Annotated in this window: 3 protein-coding genes; all 3 read right to left on the minus strand. The window is 60.5% G+C overall.

Annotated elements, in window-relative coordinates; translation table 11 throughout:
• Nucleotides 1-133 precede the first annotated feature (133 nt).
• Nucleotides 134-367 carry a hypothetical protein gene (locus tag Q2K20_RS18080; protein WP_132064308.1) on the minus strand — a complete coding sequence of 78 codons (234 nt, stop codon included), beginning with the start codon at nucleotides 365-367 and terminating at the stop codon, nucleotides 134-136.
• Nucleotides 367-957, minus strand: coding sequence for a hypothetical protein (locus tag Q2K20_RS18085; protein WP_159149097.1), 591 nt, complete (start codon nucleotides 955-957; stop codon nucleotides 367-369). Before Q2K20_RS18085 ends, Q2K20_RS18080 begins: the two co-directional genes overlap by 1 nt.
• 210 nt (nucleotides 958-1167) lie before the next feature.
• Nucleotides 1168-1446 carry a helix-turn-helix domain-containing protein gene (locus tag Q2K20_RS18250; RefSeq protein WP_372510012.1) on the minus strand — a complete coding sequence of 93 codons (279 nt, stop codon included), beginning with the start codon at nucleotides 1444-1446 and terminating at the stop codon, nucleotides 1168-1170.
• Nucleotides 1447-1470 lie beyond the last annotated feature (24 nt).

The raw sequence follows: 1470 nt of genomic DNA on the forward strand, positions 1-1470 counted from the left end.
CTGCGGGATGCCCTTCTTGAATTGGCGATACGGACCTTAAGCAAGTCGTATCTTGCCAGTTCAGAAGGGCATTCTCGCGTTCCCACACCGCGCTAGAAGTTCATCTCATCGGTGGATCCAGGCTTAAGTACGGTCAGCGAGAGTTGTCGTCCTTGTTGGCGAAGGCGGGGGGAATTAGGGATCTCAACGGACGGTTGGCCCGTACTCGTGCGCCGATGCCCAGGGTGAAGTCCATAATGGCTAGTCCCGCGCAGAGCGCGATTCGCAGCGATGTTGCCGTTCCCGAGTTCGGGCCAATCATGACGATCAATGCGTAGGCGACGACTCCGATAACGGCGCTGATGGCGAGCGCGGCGAAGGTACGCATCAACAGTATCGATCCCAGTTAACCTTGTCGCCAGCAATGGCTGCGATCCACAAGCACGGAAAGGTCATGATGCCCGTCAGTGCGCAGTAGAAGCCCGTTACCCACGTGAACGCGCCGATTCCGACGTAGGACTTCCAACAAGTGGCGGCAGGTTGCAAATCGCCGCCGGGGTTAGTGTCAGGCGCCGGAAGCTCGTTGACGAGCTGAAGGCCTCCCTCAGGCCCAGTGTTCGGCGTGATGTACTGCCCGTCAGTCTTGGCGAGAAACGTGTCGATCGCGCGGTCGTCCATCAGGGCAGCGAGGCGCTTGAGCTCACCGGAGGGGTCTATGGAGTAGCGATTGAGGAACTCGGTCATTGCCGGGCTCGACGACAGCTTGTCGAGTCGACGGTCGAATCCTGAGGGGTCGGCGGTGCGTGCAGCATCAACGTCGAGGTTCTTGTATGCCTCTAGGGCCACCTCTTTAGTGTCAGGGGAAATGGAAGCGGCAGTTGTGGAACCCGAGCTTCCGGTCTGGGCGTGCACTGTCGGCGTGAACATGGCCATGGCGATTGCAACCACACTGACAAAAGGAGCGATGCGGCTTCTCATGAAATTCCCAATCTCTCATCGGCGCAAATGCGGGCCTAGCAGGGATGATTACATGAATACCGTTCCGAAAAAAGTTAAGTCAACTTCATTCACATAACGCTGCGGAAAAGTTAATTGGCCCCTATTCGCCGCCATCGGTGGACTGTTGACTGTCAGCTGCGGATGTCTGGGCGCGTAACCATGACGTCACTGCAGCAAATGGAGGGACGATCACCGGGGCGCAGTGCCAACGCCGGGGCAGGTCGATTTGCCATACCTCGGCAGGGTCCGCTGCGCCCCGAAGTGCGCCGACCAGTGCCGGGGTGGGGTGTCGACAGAGGGCCTGCCTGCCGAGGCCATCCAGGGCAGTAACCGGGCCGTCGAGGAGTCACTGCGGGGTGGCGTTTCCTCCAGGCGCTCGAGGCAGAAGCGATGCCGCCAGCGGCGTGCGGTGTCCTCACACACCCCGACCTCGCGGGCGATCGCAGCGTTCGCGTCACCGTCTGCCAGCGGCGAGCACGATCCGGGCCCGCA

The sequence above is a fragment of the Dietzia sp. IN118 genome (assembly GCF_032905965.1).
GTDB lineage: Bacteria > Actinomycetota > Actinomycetes > Mycobacteriales > Mycobacteriaceae > Dietzia > Dietzia kunjamensis.

Excerpts from the sequence above, each read along its gene's own strand:
- Q2K20_RS18080 (WP_132064308.1), bottom strand. The coding sequence starts at position 367 with ATGCGTACCTTCGCCGCGCTCGCCATCAGCGCCGTTATCGGAGTCGTC.
- Q2K20_RS18085 (WP_159149097.1), bottom strand. The coding sequence starts at position 957 with ATGAGAAGCCGCATCGCTCCTTTTGTCAGTGTGGTTGCAATCGCCATG.